The organism is Streptomyces sp. AC558_RSS880 (genome assembly GCF_019049255.1).
GTDB lineage: Bacteria > Actinomycetota > Actinomycetes > Streptomycetales > Streptomycetaceae > Streptomyces.
Map to the genome: position 1 here is coordinate 12,868 of NZ_JAGMUJ010000191.1, position 18,578 is coordinate 31,445.

14 protein-coding genes are annotated in these 18,578 nt (G+C 72.9%); 4 read left to right on the forward strand and 10 right to left on the reverse strand.

Features of this window, described 5'->3' with window-relative positions:
* Positions 1-126: 126 nt before the first annotated feature.
* From KUM38_RS39905 to KUM38_RS39915, 3 genes are all read right to left on the reverse strand, one after another.
* The gene (locus KUM38_RS39905; RefSeq protein WP_217137036.1) at positions 127-891 is read right to left on the reverse strand and encodes a thioesterase II family protein; all 765 of its coding nucleotides are present in this window, start codon (positions 889-891) and stop codon (positions 127-129) included.
* Between the two features lie 190 nt (positions 892-1,081).
* Complete coding sequence (locus KUM38_RS43160; RefSeq protein ID WP_217137037.1) at positions 1,082-2,680, reverse strand: ABC transporter permease; 1,599 nt, start codon at positions 2,678-2,680, stop codon at positions 1,082-1,084.
* Positions 2,677-3,573 carry an ABC transporter ATP-binding protein gene (locus KUM38_RS39915; RefSeq protein ID WP_217137038.1) on the reverse strand — a complete coding sequence of 299 codons (897 nt, stop codon included), beginning with the start codon at positions 3,571-3,573 and terminating at the stop codon, positions 2,677-2,679. The genes KUM38_RS43160 and KUM38_RS39915 overlap by 4 nt, the downstream gene beginning before the upstream one ends.
* A 116-nt stretch (positions 3,574-3,689) precedes the next feature.
* Between KUM38_RS39915 and KUM38_RS39920 the strand changes: the two genes are divergently transcribed.
* The 3 genes from KUM38_RS39920 (at position 3,690) to KUM38_RS39930 (ending at position 7,697) form a co-directional block, all read left to right on the forward strand.
* A complete protein-coding gene (locus KUM38_RS39920) occupies positions 3,690-4,166 on the forward strand; it encodes a GbsR/MarR family transcriptional regulator (protein ID WP_217137039.1) in 477 nt (158 codons plus the stop codon).
* A gap of 1,087 nt (positions 4,167-5,253) precedes the next feature.
* A complete protein-coding gene (locus KUM38_RS39925; RefSeq protein ID WP_217137040.1) occupies positions 5,254-6,195 on the forward strand; it encodes an oxygenase MpaB family protein in 942 nt (313 codons plus the stop codon).
* The gene (locus KUM38_RS39930; protein ID WP_217137041.1) at positions 6,192-7,697 is read left to right on the forward strand and encodes an aldehyde dehydrogenase family protein; all 1,506 of its coding nucleotides are present in this window, start codon (positions 6,192-6,194) and stop codon (positions 7,695-7,697) included. The genes KUM38_RS39925 and KUM38_RS39930 overlap by 4 nt, the downstream gene beginning before the upstream one ends.
* A gap of 36 nt (positions 7,698-7,733) precedes the next feature.
* On the opposite strand, the gene KUM38_RS39935 is transcribed toward KUM38_RS39930, so the two are convergent.
* A complete protein-coding gene (locus KUM38_RS39935) occupies positions 7,734-8,360 on the reverse strand; it encodes a TetR/AcrR family transcriptional regulator (RefSeq protein WP_217137042.1) in 627 nt (208 codons plus the stop codon).
* Between the two features lie 127 nt (positions 8,361-8,487).
* Between KUM38_RS39935 and KUM38_RS39940 the strand changes: the two genes are divergently transcribed.
* Positions 8,488-9,627, forward strand: coding sequence for an acyl-CoA dehydrogenase family protein (locus KUM38_RS39940; protein ID WP_217137043.1), 1,140 nt, complete (start codon positions 8,488-8,490; stop codon positions 9,625-9,627).
* Positions 9,628-9,709: 82 nt separating this feature from the next.
* Here KUM38_RS39940 and KUM38_RS39945 read toward each other — a convergent pair whose 3' ends face one another.
* The 6 genes from KUM38_RS39945 to KUM38_RS39970 all read right to left on the reverse strand — a co-directional run bounded on the left by KUM38_RS39945 (position 9,710) and on the right by KUM38_RS39970 (position 18,512).
* Entirely contained in the window at positions 9,710-11,542 is a 1,833-nt protein-coding gene (locus KUM38_RS39945; RefSeq protein ID WP_217137044.1) for a long-chain fatty acid--CoA ligase, read from the reverse strand.
* Positions 11,543-11,733: 191 nt separating this feature from the next.
* A complete protein-coding gene (locus tag KUM38_RS39950) occupies positions 11,734-13,911 on the reverse strand; it encodes a 3-hydroxyacyl-CoA dehydrogenase NAD-binding domain-containing protein (protein ID WP_217137045.1) in 2,178 nt (725 codons plus the stop codon).
* Positions 13,912-13,943: 32 nt separating this feature from the next.
* Positions 13,944-15,158 (reverse strand): acetyl-CoA C-acetyltransferase, encoded by a 1,215-nt coding sequence (locus KUM38_RS39955; protein ID WP_217137046.1) that lies wholly within the window; start codon positions 15,156-15,158, stop codon positions 13,944-13,946.
* 29 nt (positions 15,159-15,187) lie between these two features.
* Positions 15,188-16,336 (reverse strand): acyl-CoA dehydrogenase family protein, encoded by a 1,149-nt coding sequence (locus KUM38_RS39960; protein WP_374227134.1) that lies wholly within the window; start codon positions 16,334-16,336, stop codon positions 15,188-15,190.
* Complete coding sequence (locus tag KUM38_RS39965; protein ID WP_217137047.1) at positions 16,333-17,358, reverse strand: LLM class F420-dependent oxidoreductase; 1,026 nt, start codon at positions 17,356-17,358, stop codon at positions 16,333-16,335. The genes KUM38_RS39960 and KUM38_RS39965 overlap by 4 nt, the downstream gene beginning before the upstream one ends.
* The gene (locus KUM38_RS39970; RefSeq protein WP_217137048.1) at positions 17,358-18,512 is read right to left on the reverse strand and encodes a CaiB/BaiF CoA-transferase family protein; all 1,155 of its coding nucleotides are present in this window, start codon (positions 18,510-18,512) and stop codon (positions 17,358-17,360) included. Before KUM38_RS39970 ends, KUM38_RS39965 begins: the two co-directional genes overlap by 1 nt.
* Between the last annotated feature and the right edge of the window lie 66 nt (positions 18,513-18,578).

The window sequence follows — 18,578 nt, forward strand, 5'->3', positions numbered from 1 at the left end:
CCGGCCGGCGGGTCGCGGACGGGCCTCCGGCCGGCGGGTCGCGGACGGACGCCCGTCCGCGTGCGGGTGCGGCCGGGGGTGTCAGGCGGTCGGTGACGGGTTCCGGGCGAGTCCCCGGCAGAGGTGTCAGGCGGTGTCCGGGACGCCCAGCGCGCGGCGTATCGCGTCGGCGACCTCCGTGCGCCGCTCCTCCACGAAGAAGTGGCCGCCGGTGAAGGTCCGCACGTCGCAGTCCCGGGTGGTGTGCCCGGCCCAGGCCGCCGCGTCGTCGGCGGTGGTGTGCGGGTCGTGGGTGCCGGTGAGCACGGTCACGGGGCAGCTCAGGGTGAATCCGGGTGTGTGGACGTACGTCTCGACGGCCCGGTAGTCGCTGCGCATCGGTCCGAAGGTGAGCTGCCGGATCTCGGGGTCGGCGAGCAACCGCTCGTCGGTGCCGCCCAGTTCGCGCAGTTCGGCGAGGAGCCCCTCGTCGTCGCGCAGGTGGACTTCGCCCGGCCGGAAGACGGACGGGGCGCGCCGCCCGGAGGCGATCAGCCGGAACGGGCCGGGCTCGGACGCCTCGTGCAGCCGGCGGGTGAGCTCGTAGGCGACGACGGCGCCCATGCTGTGGCCGAGGAAGGCGTACGGCCGGGTGCGCCAGCCGGCCGAGGCGTCGGCGAGGGAGGTGGCCAGCTCGTCGATCGTGCGGGCGCAGGGCTCGTGCCGGCGGTCCTGACGGCCGGGGTACTGGACCGCCAGGACGTCGACGGCGGGCGAGAGCAGCGCGGAGAGCTTGAAGAAGAAGCTTGCGGAGCCCCCGGCATGCGGGAAGCACACCAGACGCGGGCTGTCGTCCGCGGACGGGTGGTAGCGGCGGATCCAGAGATCCTGGTCGAGGGCGGACGTGGACATGGGCGACTCCGGGGGCGGCGGGTGGCAGCGCTCCCGCACAGCCACTGCGTCAAAGGCGCTGCCCGTGGTGGGCGGTGGAGACAAAAGGTGTGCGGTCGGCCGATCGTACGAGTGGTCCGCCCCCTGTCCGTAACCCCTCACTCCCCCACCCCGTCGCCGGGAGGGGGCGAGGGTGTTCGACCGGCGCCGGTCAGGCGAGCAGGTCGCGGCGGCGGAACGCGACGAGGGTGGCGGCCACGCCCACCAGGGCCAGGGCACCCATCACGACCAGCGGCGTCGCGGACACCGCGTTGCCGGGCAGCTTGGGCACGTGGGTGAAGGGCGAGACGTCCAGCACGTACTGGCTGACCTTCAGCTGGGGTCCGACGAGGGTGAGGAAGCCGAACAGGCCGAGCACGCCCCATCCGGCGGCGGTCCAGCGGGGGACCACGGCGAACAGCAGCACGGCGAGCGCGGTGATCAGCAGCACGGCCGGGAGCTGCGCGGACACGGCGCCGAAGAGGTCGGCGAGGGCCGTCCCCACGTCGTGCGCGCCCAGTCCCTGGGACAGGCCCATGCCGAAGGCCGCGACGGCGAGGATCACGACGGCGCCGGCCACCGCGAACGCCAGGTGGCTCAGCACCCAGCGCGCCCGGCTCGGCGTGCCGGAGAAGATGAGCTCGATCCGCCCCCCGGCCTCCTCGGCGCGGGCCCGCACGATCACGGTGAGGGCGTAGACGGCGGCCAGGATGCCGAACACGCCCACGATGGACGACACGTAGGCGTCGGCCATGTTCTGCGAGCCACCGAGCTGCGCCATGATGTCCTGCACCCGGTCGCTGTCGGTGAGGACGTCGACGTCCCTGACGAAGGAGCCGAACACCAGCGCCGCCGCCAGGACGCCGATCGCCCAGCCGAGCAGGGAACCGCGGTGCAGCCGCCAGGCCAGACCGAGGGTGCCGCGGGTGTCGGAGCCGGCGTAGGCGGGGCCGGGCCGGGCGGGCAGCACCCCGGAGCCGAAGTCCCGCCGGGCCAGCATCCGCAGCGACAGCGCGATCAGTGCGACGGCCGCGGCCACGGGGACGGCCAGCGCCCACCAGCGGTCGCCGGCGTACGGCCGTACCTCCTCGGCCCAGCCGATCGGTGAGGCCCACAGCAGCCACCGGGCGCCCTCGCTCATGTCGCCCGCCGCGCGCACCAGGTAGAAGCCGCCGAGCAGGGCCAGCGAGGCCGCGTTCGCGGTGCGGGACGCCTCGAAGAGCTGGGCGCAGACCGCGGCGATGCCGGCGAAGACGATGCCGCAGGCCGCCATGGACAGGCCGAGGGCGAAGGAACCGGCCGCCGGGAGACCCACGGCGGGCAGCAGGGCGCCGATGATCACGCCGACGGCGAGGTTGGCCGCGATCACCAGCCGGAGCGCGGCGACCAGCGGGGCCCTGCGGTCCACGACGCCCGCCGCGACCAGCTCCTGACGGCCCGTCTGCTCCTCGGCGCGGGTGTGCCGGACGACGAGGAGGACGGACATCACCGAGGCCAGGACGGCACCGAGGACCAGGGAACGCCAGGTGGTGATGGCGCCGAGGGAGGTGTCGGAGACCCGGCCGTAGAGTGCGACCGCGCCCGACGCGGCCTGGATTCCCTCGACGAAGTCACGCCGCGACGCCTCGTCGGGGAAGAGGCCCTTGATGCTGGAGGCGGTCGAGACCGCGCTGCCGATCAGGGCGTACGCCCACAGCGGGAGGATGATCCGGTCCCGGCGGGTGGCCAGCTTGGACAGCTCGCGCAGACCTGCGAGCCCGCCGCTCCTCACTGCTGCTCCCCGGAGTAGTAGCGCATGAAGAGCTCCTCCAGGGTGGGAGGCCGGCTGGTGAGCGACTGCACGCCCGCGTCGGTGAGCAGGCGCAGCACCTTCTCCAGTGCGTCGGGGTCGACCTGGCAGCGCACCGAGTTCCCGTCGGCCTCGAGGTCGTGGACGCCCCCTATGTCGTGCAGTCCCTTCGCCGGGCGGGAGAGGGTCGCGGTGATGGTGGTGCGGGAGAGGTGGCGCAGTTCGTCGAGCGTGCCGGAGTCGACCCGGCGGCCCGAACGGATGATGGAGACCCGGTCGCAGAGGTCCTCGACCTCGCTGAGGATGTGGCTGGACAGCAGGACGGTCGTGCCGCGCTGCTTGGCCTCGGCCACGCACGCGCTGAAGACCGCCTCCATCAGCGGGTCGAGTCCGGAGGTCGGCTCGTCGAGGATGAGCAGTTCGGCGTCGGAGGCGAGCGCCGCGACGAGCGCCACCTTCTGCCGGTTTCCCTTGGAGTAGGCGCGGCCCTTCTTCTTGGTGTCCAGCTCGAACCGCTCCACGAGTTCGTCCCGCCGGGTCCTGTCCAGGCCGCCGCGCATGGAGCCGAGCAGGTCGATCGTCTCGCCGCCGCTCAGGTTGGGCCAGAGGCTGACGTCGCCGGGCACGTAGGCGAGCCTGCGGTGCAGGGTCGTGGCGTCCTGCCACGGGTCACCGCCGAACAGGGTGGCGGTGCCGCCGTCCGCTCGCATCAGGCCCAGCAGGACCCGGATGACGGTGGACTTGCCCGCGCCGTTCGGCCCGAGCAGTCCGTGCACTTCGCCCTGTGCCACTTGCAGGTCCAGGCCGTCGAGTGCCGCGGTCCGGCCGAACTGTTTGCGCAGTTCTAAGGTGTGGATGACGTCGGTTGCGTTCACGATTCAGATGCTACAGTTCCTTCACTCCTTTGTGAAGTTTCGCGATGACATAAACTGACGCTGTGACAGGAGGGTGCGCGCCGGCGCGCACCGGAGCGACGAAAGAGGTGGTGGGGGTGGCTGAGGGCAGGGACGAGCAGGCTGCGCGGCACTTCATCGAACAGATGGCGATGCTGTTCGCCGACTGGGGTTTCCCCAGGATGAGCGCGCGGGTACTGATCACCCTCATGGCGGCGGAGGAACGGGGACTGACCGCCGGAGAGCTGGCCGAACGGCTGGGGGCGAGCCCCGCCGCGATCTCGGGTGCCGTCCGCTACCTCACCCACTCCGGCCTGATCGCCCGCGAGTCGGTGCTGGGGTCGCGCAGCGACCTGTATCTGCTGCCCGACGACGCCTGGTACACCGGCACCGCGACGAAGCAGAGCCTGTTCGCCCAGATCATCGCCACGACCGAGAAAGGCATCGAGCCCCTCGGCGGCCCCGGCACGAAGGCGGGCGCCCGCATGACGGAGATGCGGGACTTCTTCGTCTTCGCCCAGCAGGAGATGGCCGGTGTCCTCGACCGGTGGAAGGCACTGCGCGCGGAACGGTGAGCCGGCCCTCGACGCCGGGCGCCCCGCCGGCACCGGCGACGACCTCGGTGAAGGCGGTGGGTTCGGCCTGGTGGGCATCGGCGAAGCGGTCCGTGGAGAAGCCGTGCGGCGTGCCCGCGGGGAACACGGCTCCCGGCTCGACGGAGCGCAGCGGCGGCAGACCCTCCGGGCCCACGGCGATGCTGTCCTTCCCGCCGCGCGGTTCCAGGCGTACGTCGTGACCGCGGGCGTCGTGCCAGGAGTCGGAGATGACGGTGACGGCGCCGACGCCGAGGGGGGACGGTGAGGACGCGGTGCCCCGCCGCCTGTCAGACCGGCGAGGAGACCGCCGCCCTCGCCTGAGAAGTCCTCGTCGCCCTTGGGCCCGAGGGCGTTGCGCTTGACGCGGAAGCTCTGGGTGCGGCCGTCCGCGGTCACGAACCACTCACTGCGGTCGCGCAGCCCTTGGCACAGGACGGACATTTCCGCGGCGCCGGTCGCGACCGCCCGGGTGACACGCAGGAGGCCCGCCTCGTCCCCCGGGGCCTTGAGGGAGGCGGCCGGTTCGGCTCCGAGACACGGGCCGACGGCCGCCTTCGGCCCGTGCCTCGAGCACCTCTCCGGGCTTTGGATTGACCGAGGCGTGAACATTGCCCGAGGCGCGGGAACTGCCACCTGTTCACACCGCGGGCGAGCCGGCGAACCATCAGACGTTCACCGCGCCGCGTGTTCGCGCTCGCACGACCGTCTCCGGCATCGACCCCGGCGACACCCGACAGCGACGCGGCCCGTCCAGCTCGTCCATGCCGCGCCCCCGGGCGGGGTACCCGCCCCTCGAGCAGTCAACTGCTCTGACCAGCACGGAAGTTGACGGCGCGAACAAAAGCCGGGAGACGACTTCGGACACCTCCGCGCCTCCGTCGCGTCCGGAGTGTTGACGCCTGATGAAACAAGTCAATAGTTTCAGTATCTTCGACTCATCCGAAGCCGGAGGTGACCACGGCCGAGGCCGGCCGGGTACGGGGCGACGCGGAGACCGTCCGCTTCCGCCGCATGGCCACCCGCACCGCGAGCCGATGGCCGCGATTCGGACAGGAGGGAATCACCCATGGACCGCTACAGCCGGCTCCGCCGCGTCCGGCAGATGGATCCGCAGCGGGACTTCGAGCGGATCTACCGGTGGATCACCCACTACGAGTTCCCCCGCGACTATCTCCACGGGACGTCGATCGCGTTCCTGCGCGACTACGGCGTCCCGCGCGTCTCCCGGCTCCTGGACCGCACCCAGGAGTTCGAACGTGCCGGTCAGAAGCGGTACGACGACACGGTGCTGCTCATGTACGAGATGGTCCGCGAGGGGACGGACTCGGAGCACGGCCGGGCGGCCGCCCGCCACCTGAACCGCATCCACGGCCGTTACCGGATCCCCAACGAGGACTTCCTCTACGTCCTGGCCACCACGGTGGTGGGGCCGAAGCGGTGGATCGACCGGTTCGGCTGGCGGCGCCTGTCCGAGCAGGAGACCGAGAGTCTGGCGTTGGTGGGCCGGCGGATGGGCGAGATGATGGGCATCTCCGGCGTACCCGGCACTTATGCCGCGTTCGAGCGGCTCCACGACGACTACGAGCGGGAGATGTTCGCCTACGACCCCGCCAACCGCAGGGTCGCGGCGGCCACCCTGCGGATCATGGCCTCCTGGTACCCGGCCCCGGCGCGGCGGCTGGCCTCCCGGGTCGTGCTCGCCGTCCTGGACGAGCCGCTGCTGAAGGCGCTCGGCTTCCGCCCGCAGCCGCGCCTGCTGCGGGCCGCCGTCCACCGCGCGTTCCGTGTCCGGGCCGCGCTGATCCGCCTGCTGCCCGGGCGGCCCGAGTGGCTCCCGCGCAAGCCCGAGGCGCGCACCTACCCCTTCGGCTGGACCCTGGACGACCTGGGTCCGCACTGGGCGCACTCCCGTCCGCCTTCGCCGCTCCAGGACGGGACGCCGCCGGAAGGGGCCTCCGTTCCGGCGCAGTCGTCCGTCCCCGATGCTCCCCGTCAGGAGACGCCATGACCGACACCACCCCCGACGCCGCACCACGCGCCGCGACCTTCACCACGTACTCCCCCGCGACCGGCGAGCCGATCGCCGAACACCCGGTGCACGGACCGGAGGAAGTCTCCCGCGCCGTGGCCCGGGCGCGGACCGTCCAGGCGGGCTGGGCGGCGCTGTCCGCGTCCCGGCGCCGTGACCATCTGCTGCGGTGGAAGAAGGCCCTCGCCACCGACCTGGACACCGTGGCCCGCACCGTCTCCGAGGAGACCGGCAAACCGGCCGGTGACGCCGCGCTGGAGGTCGTGCTCACGCTGGAGCACCTGGGCTGGGCCGCCCGCAACGCCGGGCGCGTGCTGCGCCGGCGGAAGGTGGGCACCGGACTGTTCACCGTCCACCAGCGGGCCTCGCTGGTGCACCGGCCGCTGGGCGTGGTCGGCGTGATCGGCCCCTGGAACTACCCCCTGTACACCCCGATGGGCTCCATCGGTTACGCCCTGGCCGCGGGGAACGCCGTGGTCTTCAAGCCGTCCGAGCTGACCCCGGGCACCGGGGTCCTGCTGGCCGGGCTCTTCGACGCCGCCGTGCCCGGGCACGCCGGGCTGCTCACCACCGTCACCGGCGCGGCGTCCACCGGGGACGCCCTGGCCCGGTCCGGGGTCGACAAGCTGGCGTTCACCGGTTCGCCGGGGACGGCCCGTACGGTGATGGCGGTGTGCGCCGGGACGCTGACGCCGTTCCTCGCCGAGTGCGGCGGGAAGGACGCGGTGATCGTCACCGCGGACGCGGACCTGGACGCGGCCGCCGACGCGATCGTGTGGGGCGCGCTGAGCAACGCGGGGCAGACCTGCGCCGGCGTGGAGCGCGTCTACGCGGTGCGCGGGATCCACGCGGAGTTGTGCGAACGGGTGGTCGAGCGGGCGGCGGCGCTGCGCCCCGGTGCCGAGGCGGACACCCCCTACGGGCCGATGACACTGCCGGACCAGGTCGCCGTCGTCGAACGGCACGTGAGCGGTGCGGTCTCGGCGGGTGCGCGGGCCCTGCTGGGCGGGCCCGTGTCGGTTCGCGCTCCCTACGTCGCGCCGGTCGTGCTGACCGGCGTACCGGAGGACGCGGCGGCGATGACGGAGGAGACCTTCGGGCCGGTCGTGGCGATCAATCCGGTGGCCGACGTGGACGAGGCGGTGGAGCGGGCCAACGCCTCGCGCTACGCCCTGGGGGCCGCGGTGTTCTGCCGCGACGGGCGCGCCGGCGCGGCGATCGCGGCGCGGCTGCGCGCGGGGGCGGTGTCGGTGAACTCGGTGCTGGGTTTCGCGGCGGTGCCGGCGCTGCCGTTCGGTGGTTCGCAGGACTCCGGCTTCGGGCGGATCCACGGCGAGGAAGGGCTGCGTGCCTTCACCTCCGTGCAGTCGGTGACGGTGCAGCGGTTCACCCCGCCGATCGCGCTGACCTCCTTCGAGGTTCCGGCCGCCACGCGGGAGCGCGCGGTGCGGCTGGCCCGGGCGCTGCACCGGCGCCGCTGAACGGCCGGGCGGCGCCCCGCCGGACGGTGCGGCCGGTCAGGCGTCCAGCAGCGGGGCCAGGTAGCGGCGGGCGAAGGCCCGGGCCTGGTCCTCGTCCTCCATCTCGATGCAGCCGGCGGGGTTGAGCAGGAAGGACACGGCGACCCGCACCATGAGCTCGGCGACCGGACGCGGGTCCTCCTCGGGGCGGCCCTCGACCTGTTGCGCGCGGCGCAGATGGACCGTCAGGTACTCGACGGTGGCGGAGAGCGAGGAGCCGCCCTGCACGGTCAGATAGGGCAGCACCACCTCGGGTTCGAGGCGCAGCAGGCCGCCGAAGAGCGGATGGGCGCGGGTGTGGCGCAGGGCGACCACGAAGCCCTCGACGACCCGCTCCTTCATGGTCGGCAGCGCCGCCACCGCCGAGTCCAGCCGCTGGAAGAACCGGGCGAGCTCGCGCAGCAGGGTGCCCTCGACCAGCTTGTCCTTGGTCTGGAAGCGCCGGTAGACGGTGACCCGGGAGACGCCGGCCCGTTTGGCCACGTCGTCCACGGAGGAGCGGCGCAGCCCCAGCAGGGTGAACTGCTCCAGCGCCGCGTCGAGGATCCGCCGCGCCGTGTCGTCCTCCGGCTCCGGCCGGTCGAGGGCCCGGGCGAGCCACGAGTCGTTCGTGTCAGTTCTCATGGTGCGTCTCACGATACCGGCGAACGACCCCCGTGAGACATTGAAACAACTACCATGTTTTTGTAACCCACCTGCCGGTCCGCACCCGACCGAGCCGCCGACCGGCACCCGGATCCCGGAGGACCTGATGGGCAGTCGACTCACCGAGGAACAGGCCGCTTTCGCCGCGGCCGTACGCGACTTCGCCAAGCGCGAGTGCGGTACCCGAGAACAGCGCGACGCGCTGACGGAGGGCGGCCGTGAGGCCCACCACCCCGGGCTGTACGGACGGCTCGCCGCCCTGGGCTGGCTCGGGGTGTGCGTGCCCGAGGAGTACGGAGGCTCCGGCGGCGGGCTGGCCGACACCTGTCTCTTCCTGGAGGAGACCTCGTACGGGATGGTCCCGTGCGGAGGCTTCGTCACCACCGTCATCACGGCGAAGGCGTACGAGCGGTTCGGCACCGAGCGGCAGCGGCGCGAGGTGCTGGCCGGGGTGGTGCGCGGCGACGTCCTGTCCATCGCCATGTCGGAGCCGGGAGCCGGGTCGGACGTCGGCGCGCTGCGCTGCCGGGCCCGGCGGGAGCGGGACGGCACCTGGGTGATCGACGGGCAGAAGACCTGGATCTCCAACGCGCACTGCGCGAAGAGCATTCTGCTGGTGGCCCGCACCGGCGAGGACAAGCACGGCGGTCTGACCATGTTCCACCTGCCCGCCGACACCCCGGGCGTGGAGGTGCGGGGCATCGAGACCATGCGCGGCCGGGAGGTCAACGACGTCTTCCTCACCGGCGTGCGGCTGCCCGCGGACGCCGTCGTCGGCCAGGTGGACGACGGCTGGCGGCAGTTGATGGCCGGCCTCAACCACGAGCGGCTCTTCCTGGCCGCGAACATGCTGGGCCTGGCGCGCCGCGCCTTCGACGACGCCGTCTCCTACGTCCGCGAACGCGAGCAGTTCGGGCGGCCCGTCGGTTCCTTCCAGGCGCTGCGGCACCGGATCGCCGACCTCGCCACCGAGATCGAGTGCACCCGGCTGCTGGTGCGCGAGGTGGCCCTGGACTGCGACGCGCAGCCGGACAGGCTGTTCCCGCGCGAGGCGTCCATGGCCAAGCTGAAGGCCACCGAGATCGCCAAGCGGACCGCCCTGGAAGGCATGCAGATGATGGGCGGCTACGGCTACACCACGGAGTTCGACATGGAGCGCCATCTGCGGGCCGCGGTCGTCTCCACGGTCTACGGCGGCACCAGCGAGATCCAGCGGGACGTCATCGGCAAGACCTACGGTCTCTGAGACGGCCTCGGCACGGCGGTGGCCCCTCCCCGGGCGGGGAGGGGCCACCGCCGTGCCGTGCGCGGGAGGAACGCGGCCCGGGTCACTCCTGGTAGAGCCCGGACAACTCGTCGGCGTACTTGTCCCGGATGACCCGGCGCCGCATCTTCAGCGACGGCGTCAGCTCGCCGGTCGCCGGACCCCACTCCTCGGCCAGCAGCTCGTACCGCTTGACCTGCTCGGTGCGGTTGAGCCGGGTGTTGGCGGCGGCCACCGCGCGGTCCACCTCCGCCCGGACGGCGGGGTGCCGCGCCAGCCCGGCCGTTCCCCCCTCCGCCTCGACGCCGTGGGCCGCGGCCCAGGCGGGGGCGGCCTCCGCGTCGAGCACCAGCAGGGCGACCAGGTAGGAGCGGTTGTCGCCGTGCACCATCGCCTGGCCGATCAGCGGGTGTTCCTTGAGCGCGTTCTCCACGAGGGCCGGGGAGACGTTCTTGCCGGTGGAGGTGATGATCATCTCCTTCTTCCGGTCGGTGAGCCAGAGGTAGCCGTCCTCGTCGATCCGGCCGATGTCGCCGGTGGCCAGCCAGCCGTCGGCGTCCAGGGCGGACCGCACCGAGCCGTCCGGCTGGAGGTAGCCGGAGAAGACGGACGTGCCCCGCACCAGGATCTCGCCGTCCTCGGCGACGCGGATCTCCACGGACTCCACCGGGCGCCCCACCGAGCCGAGCCGGAAGCCCGTCCTCGGGCTGTTGCTGGTGGCCACGCCGGTGGTCTCGGTGAGCCCCCAGGCGTCCATGACGACGATGCCGAAGCCGGCCCAGAAGCGCACCACGTCGATCGGCATCGGCGCCGACGCACTGGCCGACCAGGTCACCCGGTCCAGACCGCCCGCGGCCAGCAGGGGCAGCAGCACCTCCTCGCGGGCACGGACGTAGCGTTCCTCGAGTTCGGCGGGTGGCGTCTCGCCCCGCTCGCGGTGCCCGACGTGCTCACGGGCGACCTCGAAGGCCCGGTCGATGACCGTCCGCTGCTCGGCCGGCATCAGCGACAGGACGGCCCGCACGGCGGCGGAGAGTTTCTCCCAGATTCTCGGCACCCCGAAGAACTGCGCGGGGCGCACCTTGCGCACCACTGCGCCGACGCGCGTCGGGTCGGCGCAGAGATACACGTGCGAGGCCCGGTGGCAGGGCAGGTAGATGCCCAGCATCCGCTCGGCGATGTGCGCGAACGGCAGGTAGCAGATGTGCTCGACGTGCGGGGGCAGCTCCACCACGGCGTCCAGCGCCAGGGCGTTGGACATCACCTGGCGGTGGGTGAGGACGACGCCCTTGGGCTCGCCGGTGGTGCCGGAGGTGTAGACGACGGTCAGCGGGTCCTCGGGGCGGGCGGTGTCCAGTTCCCCGGCGAACTGCTCCGGCACCGGCGCGCGGAGCAGGGCGGCGTACGGGACGTGGTCCTCCTCCGCCCCCGCCTCGGCCACCACCAGCCGCTCCAGCGGGGTGCCGGCGTCGGCCAGCAGCGGTTCCCACACGGCGACCTGCGCCGCCCCCTCGACGACGGCGAGTCGGGCCCGGCAGTTGCGGGCGATGTGGGTGATCTGCTCGGGGGCGGCGGTGCCGTAGACGCTGACCGGGACCGCGCCGAGGCGGACCAGCGCCAGGTCCGACAGCCAGTGTTCGGGCCGGTTGGACATCATCATCAGCACGTGGTCGCCGCGGCGGACGCCGAGGGCCCGGTAGCCGGCGGCGAGGCTCCGGGTGTGTTCGTGGATCTCCGCCCAGCCGAGCGTCGTCCAGTCGCTGTCCGGGCCCTCCGGCTGCCAGGAGAGGCCGGGGAGTCGCGGGTACTCGTGTGCGTTCCGGGCCAGCAGTCGCGGCAGGGTCCGGTCGGTCGCGGCGTCGGGCAGGTCGCCGGTGGTGCGGGGATCCGATGTCATCGGGGCCTCCTTGCGGGTCGGAAGGGAACGTCTGGGGAGACCGGGGCGGGGAAACCCCTGCGGGCGTGCCCGGTGGAGCCGGGTGCGGCGGGGTGGGCCGCCGGGGGTGAGGGCCCCGGGAGGGACGGTCCTGCCCACGGGAACCCGCCGGTTCCGAGGAGGTGCGGGGCTGCGCGGGTCCTCGGAGCGGATCAGGAGTCGGTGAAGGTCTCGCCCCGCTCGGCCTTGCGCAGCAGCAGCTCGGGCGGGGCGAAGCGCTCGCCGTGCTTCCCGGCCAGCTCACGCGCGCGGGCCACGAAGCCGGGCAGCCCGCCCTCATAAGCGTTGATGTACTGCAGCACCCCGCCCGTCCACGGCGGGAAGCCGATGCCGAGCAGCGAGCCGATGTTGGCGTCCGCCACCGAGACCAGCACGCCCTCCTCCAGGCAGCGCACCGAGTCGAGCGCCTCGACGAAGAGCATCCGCTCCATCAGCTCGGTCAGGTCGGCGGGTTGCCTCGCCGGATCGGTGAAGTGCTCGCGCAGTCCCGGCCAGAGCCCGGCGCGCCTGCCGTCGACGTAGTCGTAGAAGCCCGCGCCGCCCGACCGTCCGGGGCGGCCGAACTCGTCGATCATGCGGTCCACCACCGCGTCCGCCGGGTGCGGCTCCCGGACGCCGCCCGACGCCTCGACCGCGCGGCGGGCCTCCTCGCGGATCCTGCGCGGCAGGGTGAGGGTCAGCTCGTCCATCAGGGAGAGCACCTTGGCCGGGTAGCCGGCCTGCGCGGCGGCCTGCTCGACGGAGGCCGGTTCGATGCCCTCCCCGACCATGGCGACGCCCTCGTCGAGGAAGCGGCCGATGACACGGGAGGTGAAGAAGCCGCGCGAGTCGTTGACCACGATCGGCGTCTTGTGGATCTGCCGCACCAGGTCGAAGGCCCGCGCGAGCGCCTCGTCCCCCGTCTTCTCGCCCTTGACGATCTCCACCAGCGGCATCCTGTCGACCGGTGAGAAGAAGTGCAGGCCGATGAAGTCCCGCGGCCGCTCCACCCCCTTGGCAAGGACGGTGATGGGCAGGGTGGAGGTGTTCGAGCACAGCAGCGCGTCCGGCGCGACGACCTCCTGGACCTCCTGGAACACCGTGTGCTTGAGGCCGGTGTCCTCGAAGACCGCCTCGATCACCGCGTCGCAGCCGGCCAGGTCCCGGACGTCGGCGGTCGGGGTGATGCGGGCCAGCAGGGCGTCGGCCTTCTCCTGCGTGGTGCGGCTGCGGGAGACTGCCTTGGCGCACAGCTTCTCCGAGTGGCCCTTGCCCTTGGCCGCCGCCTCCGCCGACACGTCCTTCAGCACGACGTCGATCCCCGCCAGCGCGCAGGAGTGGGCGATGCCCGCGCCCATCATGCCCGCGCCGAGCACGGCCACCCTGGTCACCCCGCGCGGCTCGACGCCCCGGGGACGGCCGGCGCTGGAGTTCACGGCCTGCAGGTCGAAGAAGTACGCCTGGATCATGTTCTTGGTGATCTGCCCGGTGACCAGTTCCGTCAGGTACCGGGCCTCCACCACGAAGGCCGTGTCCACGTCGACCTGGGAGCTCTCCACGGCCGCCGCGAGGATGTCGCGCGGCGCCGGGCAGGGGGCGCCGCCCGTCTTCTTCCTCAGCATCGCGGGGAGGGCGGGGAGCCGGGCGGCGAGCTTCGGGGTCGAGGGGGTACCGCCGGGGATGCGGTACCCGGGAGCGTCCCAGGGCTGCGCGGACTCGGGGTGGGCGTCGACGAACGCCCGCGCCTTGGCGAGGAGTTCTTCTTGGTCGGCGGCGATCTCGTCGACCAGGCCGGCCTCCAGGGCGCGCGCCGGTCCGTACCGGGTGCCCTCCAGGAGGACCTTCCGCAGGGCGTCCACCACCCCGAACATGCGGACCGTGCGGGTCACTCCGCCGCCGCCGGGCAGCAGGCCCAGGGTGACCTCGGGGAGTCCGACGCGGGCGGTCGGGCGGTCCAGCACCACGCGGTGGTGACAGGCCAGGGCGATCTCGTAACCGCCGCCCAGCGCCGCGCCGTTGATCGCGGCGACGACCGGCTTGTCCAGCGTCTCCAGGACGCGCAGCGAGCGCTTGACGCGCATCCCGGCCTCGAAGGAGGCGTCGGCGGTCCCGGGGGTGACGGAGATCAGGTCGCGCAGGTCGCCACCGGCGAAGAAGCTCTTCTTGGCGGAGGTGACGATGACGCCCCGGACGGCGTCGCGGCGTTCCGCGAGCCGCGCCGCGACGGCGTCCAGCGAGTCGACGAACGCGGCGTTCATGGTGTTGACGGACTGGTCCGGGTCGTCGAGGACGAGGGTGACGACGTGGTCGTCGGACTCTTCCCAGCGGATGGTGGTGGACTCGGTGCTCATGAGGGTGTGCTCCTGGTGATCCGTCGGGAGGGTCAGACGCGTTCGACGACCGTGGCGATGCCCATGCCGCCGCCCGCGCACAGGGTCGCCAGCCCGTACCGCAGGTCGCGGCGGGCCAGTTCGTCCACGAGGGTGCCGAGGATCATCGCGCCGGTGGCGCCGAGGGGATGACCCAGGGCGATGGCGCCGCCGTTGACGTTGACCTTGTCCGGACTCAGCCCCATGTCCTTGACGTAGCGCAGGACGACCGCGGCGAACGCCTCGTTGATCTCGACCAGGTCGATGTCGTCGACGGTCAGGCCGGCCTTCGCGAGCGCCTTGCGGGAGGCGGGCGCGGGCCCGGTCAGCATGATGGTGGGGTCGGCCCCGGACACGGCGGCGGAGACGATCCGGGCACGGGGGGTGAGTCCGTGGCGCTCGCCGACCTCGCGCGAGCCGATCGCGACCAGCGCGGCGCCGTCGACGATGCCGGAGGAGTTGCCCGCGTGGTGGACGTGGTCGATCCGCTCCACCCAGTGGTACTTCTGCAGCGCCACGGCGTCGAAGCCGGCCAGTTCGCCGATGTCCGCGAAGGACGGCTCGAGCTTCGCGAGGGAGTCGGCGGTGGTGCCGGGGCGCAGGTGCTCGTCGTGGTCGAGGACGGTGAGGCCGTTGCGGTCCCGGACGGGGACGACGGAGCGGTCGAAGCGCCCGTCCTTCCAGGCCGCGGCGGCCCGTTCCTGGGAGAGGGCCGCATACTCGTCGACGTCGCGGCGGGAGAAGCCCTCCATCGTGGCGATCAGGTCGGCGCCGATGCCCTGGGGGACGAAATCGGTGGCGAGGTTGGTGCGCGGGTCCTGTGCCCAGGCGCCGCCGTCACTGCCCATCGGGACCCGTGACATGGACTCCACACCGCCCGCGAGGATCAGATCCTCCCAGCCCGAACGGACTTTCGCCGCCGCCAGGTTGACGGCTTCCAGCCCGGACGCGCAGAAGCGGTTCTCCTGCACGCCCGCCACCGTCTCCGGCAGCCCCGCGAGGACGGCGGCGGTGCGCGCGATGTCCGCGCCCTGGTCGCCCAAGGGGCTGACCACACCGAGCACGATGTCGTCGATCGCCGCCGGGTCGAGGCCGGGGAACCGACGGAGGGTCTCGTCGATCAGGCCGACGACCAGGTCGATCGGCTTGGTGCCGTGCAGGGCTCCGCCTGCCTTGCCGCGACCGCGCGGGGTGCGGATCGCGTCGTACACGTACGCTTCGGTGCTCACCTCGGGTGCCTTCCTCGTCAGGGGGGTGTTCAACGGAGCAGCGAGCGGCCGATGATCTCCTTCATGATCTCGGTGGTGCCGCCGTAGATGGTCTGGACACGGCTGTCGAGGAACGCCTTGGCGACCCGGTACTCGGTCATGTAGCCGTACCCGCCGTGGAGTTGCAGACAGCGGTCGACGACGCGCTTCTGCAGTTCGGTGGCCCACCACTTGGCCATCGAGGCGTGCACGGCGTCGAGCCGGCCCCTGCTGTGCTCGGTGACGCAGCGGTCCACGAAGGTCCGGGTGACCGCGGCCTCGGTGGCCATCTCGGCGATCTCGAAGCGGATGTGCTGGAGCCGGGCCAGCGGTCGCCCGAACGCCTCGCGCTCCTTCACGTACCGCAGGGTGACGTCCAGGATCTCCTCGGCCGCGGCGGCGGCGCCGACCGCGATGGCCAGCCGCTCCTGGGCGAGGTTGCCCATGAGGTGGGCGAAGGCCTGGTTCTCCTCGCCGAGCAGGTTCTCCTTGGGCACGCGCACGTCGTCGAAGAACAGTTCGGCGGTGTCCTGGGCCTTCTGGCCGATCTTGTCGAGGTTGCGGCCGCGCGCGAAGCCCTCCGTGCCGCGCTCGACGACGAGCAGGCTCTGCCCGCCGCTCCCGCCCTCGGGGGTGGTGCGGGCGACCACGACGACGAGGTCGGCGAGGATGCCGTTGGAGATGAAGGTCTTCGTGCCGTTGAGCAGGTAGTGGTCGCCCCGGTCGGTGGCGGTGGTGCGGATGCCCTGCAGGTCGGAGCCCGCGCCGGGTTCCGTCATGGCGATGGCGGTGACGAGGTCGCCGGAGACGAATCCGGGGAGCCAGCGCCGCTTCTGTTCCTCGTCGGCGAGCCGGGTCAGGTACGGGCCGACGATGTCGTTGTGCAGGCTCAGGGCGAGCCCGGAGGCGCCGGCGCGGGCGAACTCCTCGATGAGGACGGCGCTGTACCGGAAGTCGTCGGTCCCGCCACCGCCGTACTCCTCGTCGACGGCCATGCCCAGCAGGCCCTGGCGGCCCGCCGAGCGCCACACCTCGCGGTCGACGACGCCGTCCCTCTCCCACCGTTCGTGGTGCGGGGCCACCTCCTTGGCGAGGAAGGCCCGCACCGTCTCCCGGAAGGCCTCGTGGTCGGGGCCGTACAGGTCGCGTTCCAGGGTCACAGCCAGCTCCTCACGCGCTCGATCAGCCGGGCGGGATCGGGACCGACGGGGGTGACGTCGAGCATCGTCACGCCCGCCTCGCGGAAGACCTCGACGCGGTCGCGGACGTAGCCCTCGGAGCCGGCCAGGCAGAGCCGTTCCAGCAGTTCGGCCGGTACGGCGGCCTCCGCGTCCTTCTTGCGGCCCGCGAGGTAGTGCTCCTGGACGGCGGCCGCGGCGGACTCGTATCCGTAGGAGCAGACGAGGTCGTGGTAGAAGTTGCGGCCGGGTGCGCCCATGCCGCCGACGTAGAGGGCGACGGTGGGGCGCATCAGGTCACGGGCGGCCTCGGCGTCGTCGCCGATGGCCAGCGGGCCGCCCGCCACGACCTGGAGCGGGCCGAGCGCGGGGTCGCGCCGGGCGCCGCCCTCGGCCAGGGAGCGGCCCCAGACCTTGTCGGCGTGCTCGGGGACGTAGAGGAACGGCAGCCATCCGTCGGCGATCTCGGCGGTCATCCTGACGTTGGCCGGGCCCAGCGCCGCGACGTAGACGGGGACGGTGTCGCGGACCGGGTGGTTCAGCAGCTTCAACGGTTTGCCGAGGGTGCCGCCCTTCTCGGGCGGCAGGGGCAGGTCGGTGATGCCGTGGTGCTCGATCACCTCGCGCCGCCAGATCCGCCGGGACAGCTCGATCACCTCGCGGGTGCGGCCCAGCGGGCGGTCGTAGCGGCGGCCGTGCCAGCCCTCCACGACCTGGGGTCCGGAGGCGCCGACGCCGAGGAGGGCCCGGCCGCCGGTGAGGGCGTCGAGTCCGGCGGCGGTCTGGGCGATCAGCGCGGGGGTGCGCGAGTAGACGTTGAGGACGGCCGAGCCGATCCGCATCCGCTCGGTCCTCGCGGCGAGGTACCCCAGGAGCGTCGGGGAGTCGAAGCCGTAGGCCTCGGCCACCCAGACGGCGTCGAGGCCGGCGGACTCCAGCGCGGCGGCCCGGTCCGCGGCGGCGCGCGGATCGCCGGCGTACGCCAGGGGTGAGGACAGTTCCATCAGCGGTGGTCCTTCAGCAGTTCGGGCACGCCCCAGTCGCGGGCCACGTCGGGGGTGTGCGCGCCGGGGACGGCCGGCGGCAGCCGGAGCGTGCCGGGGGTGGCGGAGAAGCGGGGGGCGGGTGCGGGCTGGGTGATGCCGTACGCCTCGGTGTAGGTGCCGCGTCCGGCCAGGTGCGGGTGACCGGACGCCTCGTGCAGCGAGAGCACGGGGGCGACGCAGGCGTCGGTGCCTTCGAAACGGGCCGTCCACTCCGCACGGGTGGCGGTCTTGAACCGGGCGGCGAACACGGCCCGCAGTTCGGGCCAGTTGCGCGGGTCGGCGCGGTCCGGCAGGTCTTCGGCATCCAGGCCCAGCAGGGAGACGTACACCGCGTAGAACTGCGGTTCCAGGGCGCCGACCGCCATCCAGCCGCCGTCGGCGGTCTCGTAGACGCCGTAGTGGGGGCAGCCGCCGTCGAGCAGGTTGCGGCCCCGGGCGTCCTGCCAGGTGCCCTCGGCGAGCATGCCCCAGAACATGGCGGTGAGGTGTGCGGTGCCGTCCACGATCGCGGCGTCCACCACCTGGCCGCGGCCGGTGGCGCGGGCGGTGAGCAGTGCGGCGAGGACGCCGGTGGCCAGGTAGAGGGAGCCGCCCGCGTAGTCGCCGAGCAGGTTGACCGGGACGGCGGGCGGCCCGTCCGGCGGGCCGATCATGGACAGGGCGCCGGCGGTGGCGATGTAGCCGATGTCGTGTCCGGCCAGGGACGCGAGGGGTCCTCGCTGGCCCCAGCCGGTCATCCGGCCGTACACCAGCGCGGGGTTGACGGCCAGGCACTCCTCGGGGCCGACCCCGAGCCGTTCCGCGACACCGGGCCGGTACCCCTCCACCAGGATCTCGGCGCGCGCCGCCAGCGCCCGCACCGTTCCCGGTCCTTCGGGCGACTTGAGGTCGACCACGACGGAACGCTTGTTGCGGTTGGTCACGTCGTGGGCGGGATCGCCGCCGAGCGGCGAGGTGCCGGGCCGGTCCACGCGCACCACGTCGGCGCCCAGGTCGGCGAGGAGCATGGCGGCGAACGGGCCGGGGCCGATCCCCGCCAGTTCGACCACGCGCACGCCGTCCAGCGGGCCCGCCACGTCGTGGCCCGGAAGGTCGGTGGAGTACGGGCTCATGGGTTCCTCTCTCGGTGCACGGCGGACCCGCCGCCGTCGACCGGGGACTTACTGAGCGTTCGCTAA

Bases quoted from the DNA above. Each gene is read 5' to 3' on its own strand.
- KUM38_RS39905 (WP_217137036.1), bottom strand. From the start codon at position 891: ATGTCCACGTCCGCCCTCGACCAGGATCTCTGGATCCGCCGCTACCAC.
- KUM38_RS39925 (WP_217137040.1), top strand. From the start codon at position 5,254: ATGGACCGCTACAGCCGGCTCCGCCGCGTCCGGCAGATGGATCCGCAG.
- KUM38_RS39930 (WP_217137041.1), top strand. From the start codon at position 6,192: ATGACCGACACCACCCCCGACGCCGCACCACGCGCCGCGACCTTCACC.
- KUM38_RS39935 (WP_217137042.1), bottom strand. From the start codon at position 8,360: ATGAGAACTGACACGAACGACTCGTGGCTCGCCCGGGCCCTCGACCGG.
- KUM38_RS39940 (WP_217137043.1), top strand. From the start codon at position 8,488: ATGGGCAGTCGACTCACCGAGGAACAGGCCGCTTTCGCCGCGGCCGTA.
- KUM38_RS39945 (WP_217137044.1), bottom strand. From the start codon at position 11,542: ATGACATCGGATCCCCGCACCACCGGCGACCTGCCCGACGCCGCGACC.
- KUM38_RS39950 (WP_217137045.1), bottom strand. From the start codon at position 13,911: ATGAGCACCGAGTCCACCACCATCCGCTGGGAAGAGTCCGACGACCAC.
- KUM38_RS39965 (WP_217137047.1), bottom strand. From the start codon at position 17,358: ATGGAACTGTCCTCACCCCTGGCGTACGCCGGCGATCCGCGCGCCGCC.
- KUM38_RS39970 (WP_217137048.1), bottom strand. From the start codon at position 18,512: ATGAGCCCGTACTCCACCGACCTTCCGGGCCACGACGTGGCGGGCCCG.